Genomic DNA, 285 nt, shown 5'->3' on the forward strand with positions numbered 1-285 from the left:
AATTCTCTTATAACGATCCGCAAAGTTATTTTGTTGGCGGAACAAATAAAGATTTCCAATACGTATTAAAAAATACGACAACCGGTACAGAAGTTAAAAAAGGGTCATTTCAAGGTGGGAATACAGCTAGTTGGATAAATACTTTTGAGGATTTAGAACCTGCAACTGGATACACGCTAACAATTAGCACCCAATACGATAATCTAAATGGTGGATTAGTAAGAGCATGGAATACTAGCTTCAATTTCACCACAGATGATGAATATGTAACTTCGAACTCACTTA

General features: G+C 35.1%; 1 protein-coding gene. It reads left to right on the plus strand.

The annotated features are described in order from the left end of the window. A partial coding sequence (locus FCK90_RS15265) for a hypothetical protein (protein WP_158035149.1) occupies positions 1–285 on the plus strand: 285 nt, incomplete at both ends.

This window comes from Kocuria coralli (assembly GCF_008831305.1).
Lineage (GTDB): Bacteria > Actinomycetota > Actinomycetes > Actinomycetales > Micrococcaceae > Kocuria > Kocuria coralli.